This is a genomic window from Yoonia sp., from assembly GCF_036770585.1.
Classification (GTDB): Bacteria; Pseudomonadota; Alphaproteobacteria; order Rhodobacterales; family Rhodobacteraceae; genus Yoonia.
Genome location: NZ_DAIPIW010000106.1, coordinates 1 through 6,435, shown reverse-complemented (window position 1 = coordinate 6,435; position 6,435 = coordinate 1). Strand labels below are relative to the sequence as shown.

Genomic DNA, 6,435 nt, shown 5'->3' with positions numbered 1-6,435 from the left:
AAACTCGCTGCAACACGTATCTGGTTGAAGGTTTATGAGTCGGTGGCCTAGGCCAGCCCGAGCTTGGTTTCGCGTGCCGCGCGCAGGCGGGCAAAGTCGTCGCCTGCGTGATAGGACGACCGCGTCAGCGGCGTGGCCGAGACCATCAGAAAACCCTTGTTGTAGGCGGTCTTTTCGTAGGTCTTGAATTCTTCCGGCGTGACGAAGCGGTCCACCTTGTGGTGCTTGGGCGTCGGTTGCAGATATTGGCCGATGGTCAGGAAATCGATATCGGCGGCGCGCATGTCCTCCATCACCTGCACGACCGCTTGCTTGTCCTCGCCCAGACCCACCATGATGCCCGATTTGGTGAACATCGTGGGGTCGATTTCCTTCACGCGCTGCAACAGCCGCAGCGAATGGAAATAGCGCGCGCCGGGGCGCACCTGCGGGTAAAGGCCGGGCACGGTTTCGAGGTTGTGGTTGAAGACGTCCGGTTTGGCCGCGACGACGGTTTCCAGCACCGAAGGGTCGCAGCGGATGAAGTCCGGCGTCAGGATCTCGATCGTGGTTTCGGGCGACTGGCGGCGGACGGCGCGAATGGTCATCGCGAAATGCTCGGCCCCGCCATCTTCGATGTCGTCGCGGTCCACGGATGTGATCACGACATGCTTCAGCCCCAGCTTCTTGACCGCATCGGCGACGCGGCCCGGTTCGAAGACGTCCAGCGCCTCGGGCGGCTTGCCGGTGGCGATATTGCAGAAGGTGCAGGCCCGCGTGCAGACCTCGCCCATGATCATCATCGTGGCGTGGCCCTGAGACCAGCATTCGCCCACATTGGGGCAACCCGCCTCTTCGCAGACCGTCACCAGCTTGTTGTCACGCATGATCTTGTGCGTGTCTTTGTAGCCCTGCGAGACAGGCGCTTTCACGCGGATCCAGTCCGGCTTTTTCGGCTGTGGCGCGTCGGGGCGCCGCTGCTTTTCGGGGTGGCGCTGCGCTGGGATTTTCAGGTCGCGTGTCGGCATGATCTGCTCCGGCTGATCTTGCCTGATTACCTAACGCTCCTGCATGGGTTTGTCCAACATCCCAGATGCCTCGCATGGCGGGCCTGCGCGGAACGCAAGCCCTACCCGATCAGCGGCCCGTAGCGTCCTTGGGTTTCGGCATAGTGCCGTTTGAGGCGCTCCAGCGCGATCCGCAAGACGATCTTGCCCGAGCGCGCCGACCAGCCCATCCGCTTTTCGGTCTGTTCCAGCCCTTCGAGAAAGCAGCAGCACCGCAACGCCACATCCGCAAGACCCGGACCAAGATCGGCCAGTGCCGCACTGATCCGCACCAGTGCATCCTCTGCCCCTTTCGAGATCGCGGATTGCGGGAAGCTGTCCATACCATCCAGCACGTCCTGCCACTGGCAGAAGCCTTCGAAACCGATCTCCACCAGTTCGTAATCCTCGCGCAGACGCTCGCCCGCGGCGACCAGATCACGGCCCAGGAAAGGCTTGCCTTGCCGGTCGCGGCGACGCGAGAGCCCAAGCAAGGGGCTTTCCTGCGCCACCGGACGATAGGGCTGGCGCGCGACACCGTCGAGCGTCTCGCTGTCCCAACCGCCATAACCGACCACGTCCGTGTCGACAAAACCACCCGCGCGGTTTTCGTCGCGGGCCGTCAGACGGCGCAGTTCGGCCCGTCCAGCATTGGTGATCACATAGCGGACGATACGGCCTTCGGGGTTGGTGCAGATGATCCATTCCTGCAGGGCGATGGCCTGCGCGATCTCGCGATCCACCACGGCCGTCCGCATCTGTTCGCCCTCGGGGTCCCTGCGGACGATCACGGCCGTTTCCATATCGCGCGCGGCGGCAAGCACGGCGCCTTGTTCGGCAAGGCGTCGCAGCACCCGCTTGGCCTCTTTCTCGATCCGCGCTTGCGTCAGACCGGCAGGTTCGGTCCTGCGGCCTGATCCCGCTGGCTGCGAGACCTGCCCCGACAAGGCCTCGAGCGCGCCATCGACAAGCGGGTCATCGCGGCGACCTTCGAAACGGCGGACCTGCCGCATCACCGTTGACGGATGGCAATCATCCGCCCGCGCCAAGGCACGGATCGACTTGCCCCCTTCGGTATGCACCAGATAGTTCCGCGCGGCATTCGGAACCCAGCGTGGCAAAGCGCCAGTGTTGATTTCGTTTCCCAAGATCGTCATCGTCCAGTCCCTTCAAACTTTGGCCAAGTTTCGGTGCTCCGCATTCCTCGGATTCACCAAACATTAACACTACCTGCGCGTGTATCGTTACCTAACGGTTAACGACCCAAGCGGCCCATCAACCATTCTTTCCAAAGACTAAACTTCTCTGAGAGCAGCGTTCTGATCTGCGCGGCTTTCCGCAACACCCGTGTGGGTTGTGTCATTTTCTGACACCGAATACTGTCAGAGAGAGTTGACAATGCTTGATATCGAAACCCGCCTTGCCACACTGAAACGCCCCGCCCTGCTGGCACAGGCTGCGCGCTTTGGCGCCGATGACTACAGGCGCGACATTCATCTTGCCCGCCTGCTGGAAACAGAGACGCTTCCGAAACCGGCAGCCGCGCTGATGGCGCTATTTTCGCGCGAGGCGGAACTTGACGCCCTGCGCAAGGAAAACACGGGCCACTACCGGCCCGCGCGTCATGTCGAGGTGCTGATCGCGATCATGGGCGAGGCGCAGCTTTTTCGCGCCACCACCCATCCCGCCTAGGTGAAGGCGTCGGGCATGCTTGCCTTCTTTTCGGCCACATAGGCGCGCAGGCGTGCTTCGATCTCGGGGTCGAGTGCGGGTTGCTGGTAGGTATCGATCAGCTTCTTGACCCGCACGCTGGCCAGTGCCTGCGTGTCGCGCCCGCCCTCTTCGTCCCATGTCTCGAAAGGTTTGTAATCCAGAAGATCGGACCGCCAGAACGCCGCCTTGAAGTTCGCCTGCGTATGGGCACAGCCCAGATAGTGCCCACCGGGCCCCACCTCTTCGATGGCCCCCATGGCCTGACCGTTCTCGGACAGATCGACGCCTTTCGCGAAATGGTGCAGCGTCCCTAGCTGGTCGGCATCCATCACGAATTTCTCGAACGAGGCGACCAGCCCGCCTTCCAGCCAGCCGCAGCTGTGCAACATGAAGTTCACACCCGAGAGCAGACCCATCTGCAGGCTGTTGGAGGTTTCATAGGCCGCCTGTGCATCGGGCAGTTTCGATCCACAGAACGACCCCGCCGACCGGTAAGGCAGGCCCAGACGGCGCGCAAGCTGGCCCGCGCCATAGGTGATATGCGCGGCCTCGGGGGTGCCGAAGGTCGGCGCGCCGGAATTCATGTCGATCGACGTCACGAAGGCCCCGAAGATGGCAGGCGATCCCGGCCGCACGATCTGGCTATAGGCGACACCCGCCAGCACCTCGGCCAGCACCTGCGTCAGCGTGCCCGCAACCGACACGGGCGCCATGGCACCACCCACGATAAACGGGCTGATGATCGAGGCCTGATTGTTGGCCGCGAAGATTTCAAGCGCGCCCATCATCACGCTGTCGAAGGTCAGCGGCGAGTTGATGTTGATCAGCGAGGTCATCACCGTGTTGTCCTGCACGAACTCCTTGCCGAAGAGGATCTCGCACATCTCGATGCTGTCCTGCGCGCGGCTGGGTTCGGTGACGGACCCCATGAAGGGCTTGTCGCTGTAGACCATATGGGCCAGCAGCATGTCGAGGTGGCGCTTGTTCACCGGCACATCCGTCGGCTCGCAGACCGTCCCGCCCGAGTGGTGCAGCCATTTGGACATATATGCCAGCTTCACGAATTTCTCGAAATCGGCCATCGTGGCATAGCGGCGGCCACCTTCGGCATCGCGGACGAAGGGTGGACCGTAGACCGGGGCCAGCACCATGCTGTTGCCCCCGATCCTGACGCTGCGGGCGGGGTTGCGGGCATGCTGGACATATTCGGAGGGTGCCGTCGCACAAAGCTGCTGCGCCAGACCGCGCGGGATGCGCACCCGCTCGCCCTCGACCTCGGCACCGACGGACCGCCAGCGGTCCAGCGCGGCAGGGTTGTCAACAAAGTTCACGCCGATCTCGGCAAGGATCGTTTCGGCATTCGCCTCGATCGTCTGAAGCGCCTCTTCGGTCAGCACTTCATAGTGGGGGATGTTCCGCTCGATATATTTGGCGGTCTCGACGCTGACGGCTGTCCGCTCGGCGCGGCGGGCGGCACCACCGCCACCCCGTGCCCTGCGCCCCGTGTGCTCGGCTACGTCAGACATGCGAATTCTCCCCTTTGAAGGCACGGTCGTATTTGGCCCTGTCTTACTATGGCAGACCCCGCCCCCGTTTCGAAATTGCGCCCCTTCAGGCGCGAAAACGACATCGGGCGCGCGAAGACGATCCAGCAAAGGCTTTGCGCACCGGACCTCTTGCACTTGCACCCCCTGCGCATTACGGGTGCGGCATGGATATTATCGCGCATGAACGCCTTCTGATCATTGACTTCGGCAGTCAGGTCACGCAGCTGATCGCACGCCGCTTGCGTGAATTGAACGTCTATTGCGAAATCCATCCCTATCAGAACGTGACCGACGCCTTTCTGGCCGATTTCGCCCCCAAGGCCGTGATCCTGTCAGGCGGGCCGGACAGCGTGACCCGCGACGGCTCGCCACGCGCGCCCGAAAGCCTGTGGTCCTATGGCGTGCCTGTGCTTGGCATCTGCTATGGCCAGCAGACCATGATGACCCAGCTTGGCGGCAAGGTGATCAGCGGCCACGGCACCGCCGAGTTCGGCCGCGCCTATGTCACACCGAAAGGCAAGCTGGCCCTGCTGGACGGTTGGTTCGCCACGGACCGCGAACAGGTCTGGATGAGCCATGGCGACCATGTCTCTGAAATCGCACCGGGATTCGAGGTTTACGGCACCTCCCCCAACGCCCCCTTCGCGATCACCGCCGATGTGGTGCGCAACTTCTACGCCGTGCAGTTCCACCCCGAGGTGCACCACACACCCAACGGCCTGAAGCTCTATGAAAACTTCATCCGCATCGCCGGTTTCTCGGGCGACTGGACCATGGGCGCCTACCGCGAACAGGCCATCGCCGCGATCCGCGAACAGGTGGGCAGCGCCCATGTGATCTGCGCGCTATCGGGTGGGGTTGATTCCTCGGTCGCGGCGGCGCTGCTGCACGAGGCGATCGGCGACCAGCTCACCTGCGTCTTCGTCGATCATGGCCTTTTGCGCCTGAACGAGGCCGAAGAGGTCGTCGGCATGTTCCGCGACCACATGAACCTCAAGGTGATCCACGCCGATGAGGCCGACCTTTTCCTCGGCGAGCTTGAAGGCGTCAGCGATCCCGAAACCAAGCGCAAGATCATCGGGCGGCTGTTCATCGACGTCTTCCAGAAATACGCCAATGGCATCGAGGGCGCGGAATTTCTCGCCCAAGGCACGCTCTACCCCGATGTGATCGAAAGCGTCAGCTTCTCGGGCGGACCCTCTGTCACGATCAAAAGCCACCATAACGTCGGTGGCCTGCCCGAAAAGATGGGCCTGAAGCTGGTCGAACCGCTGCGCGAATTGTTCAAGGACGAGGTCCGCGCGCTGGGTGTCGAACTGGGGCTGCCCAAGTCCTTCATCGGCCGTCACCCCTTCCCCGGCCCGGGCCTCGCGATCCGCTGTCCCGGCGAGATCACACGCGAAAAGCTGGAAATCCTGCGCAAGGCGGATGCGGTCTATATCGACCAGATCCGGCGGCACGGGCTTTACGATGACATCTGGCAGGCCTTCGTCGCGATCCTGCCTGTGCGCACCGTCGGTGTCATGGGCGACGGGCGCACCTATGATTTCGCCTGCGCGCTGCGGGCCGTCACATCCGTTGACGGCATGACGGCGGATTACTACCCCTTCAGCCATGAATTTCTCGGTGAAACCGCAACGCGGATCATCAACGAAGTGCAGGGCATCAACCGCGTGACCTACGACATCACCAGCAAACCCCCCGGAACCATCGAGTGGGAGTGACGCAGGGTGTCTGGCCGACAAGGCAAATTGCGGCAGCCCCTACCTGATTTCTGACGCGCCGCACGTCTTCCGCGATTGCCCGGACAGCGGCAAAGCGTTTTGACTTGGCCTTGGGATGCGATAGGCTGCCCATGCTGCGGGAGACCCGAATTCATGAAAAATCTGATCAACGCTGCGCTGGGCATCCTTGATGCCAAGTTGGTTCGAAAATCCACGCACGACAAGCTTGTCGCGAATGCCCACCGGCTTCGGGATTACGAACTTTCCGCATTGATCGACCCGCAGTATCTGGGCCAATATTTCGACAGTCTGGCCGCGTCCAAATCACAGCTGCGGCAAGATCTTTTCGTGCTGAGCGAATTGGGATTCAAACAGGGCGGTTACTTTGTCGAATTCGGCGCGACCGATGGCGTCAAATTAAGCAAT

General features: G+C 62.2%; 5 protein-coding genes and 1 pseudogene. 3 read left to right on the top strand and 3 right to left on the bottom strand.

Annotation, left to right across the window (positions count from 1 at the left end; all coding sequences use genetic code 11):
* Window positions 1-47: 47 nt before the first annotated feature.
* A complete protein-coding gene (gene lipA, locus V7N12_RS13290; protein ID WP_333715107.1) occupies window positions 48-1,007 on the bottom strand; it encodes a lipoyl synthase in 960 nt (319 codons plus the stop codon).
* A gap of 101 nt (window positions 1,008-1,108) precedes the next feature.
* Window positions 1,109-2,182, bottom strand: a complete 1,074-nt coding sequence (locus V7N12_RS13285) for a DUF6456 domain-containing protein (protein WP_333715105.1) — start codon at window positions 2,180-2,182, stop codon at window positions 1,109-1,111.
* A gap of 241 nt (window positions 2,183-2,423) precedes the next feature.
* On the opposite strand from V7N12_RS13285, the gene V7N12_RS13280 reads away from it, so the two are divergent.
* Window positions 2,424-2,717: a DUF6477 family protein gene (locus V7N12_RS13280; protein ID WP_333715104.1), complete on the top strand. Its 294-nt coding sequence runs from the start codon at window positions 2,424-2,426 to the stop codon at window positions 2,715-2,717.
* Here the strand turns inward: V7N12_RS13280 and V7N12_RS13275 are convergent.
* Window positions 2,714-4,264 carry a trimethylamine methyltransferase family protein gene (locus V7N12_RS13275; protein ID WP_333715103.1) on the bottom strand — a complete coding sequence of 517 codons (1,551 nt, stop codon included), beginning with the start codon at window positions 4,262-4,264 and terminating at the stop codon, window positions 2,714-2,716. The genes V7N12_RS13280 and V7N12_RS13275 overlap by 4 nt on opposite strands.
* Before the next feature lie 185 nt (window positions 4,265-4,449).
* Between V7N12_RS13275 and guaA the strand changes: the two genes are divergently transcribed.
* Both guaA and V7N12_RS13265 read left to right on the top strand, forming a co-directional pair.
* Window positions 4,450-6,009: a glutamine-hydrolyzing GMP synthase gene (gene guaA, locus V7N12_RS13270; RefSeq protein WP_333715102.1), complete on the top strand. Its 1,560-nt coding sequence runs from the start codon at window positions 4,450-4,452 to the stop codon at window positions 6,007-6,009.
* A 153-nt stretch (window positions 6,010-6,162) separates the two neighbouring features.
* Window positions 6,163-6,435 (top strand): annotated as a pseudogene (locus V7N12_RS13265) (hypothetical protein); the annotation flags it as partial.

Bases quoted from the DNA above. Each gene is read 5' to 3' on its own strand.
- lipA (WP_333715107.1), bottom strand. From the start codon at position 1,007: ATGCCGACACGCGACCTGAAAATCCCAGCGCAGCGCCACCCCGAAAAG.
- V7N12_RS13285 (WP_333715105.1), bottom strand. From the start codon at position 2,182: ATGACGATCTTGGGAAACGAAATCAACACTGGCGCTTTGCCACGCTGG.
- V7N12_RS13280 (WP_333715104.1), top strand. From the start codon at position 2,424: ATGCTTGATATCGAAACCCGCCTTGCCACACTGAAACGCCCCGCCCTG.
- V7N12_RS13275 (WP_333715103.1), bottom strand. From the start codon at position 4,264: ATGTCTGACGTAGCCGAGCACACGGGGCGCAGGGCACGGGGTGGCGGT.
- guaA (WP_333715102.1), top strand. From the start codon at position 4,450: ATGGATATTATCGCGCATGAACGCCTTCTGATCATTGACTTCGGCAGT.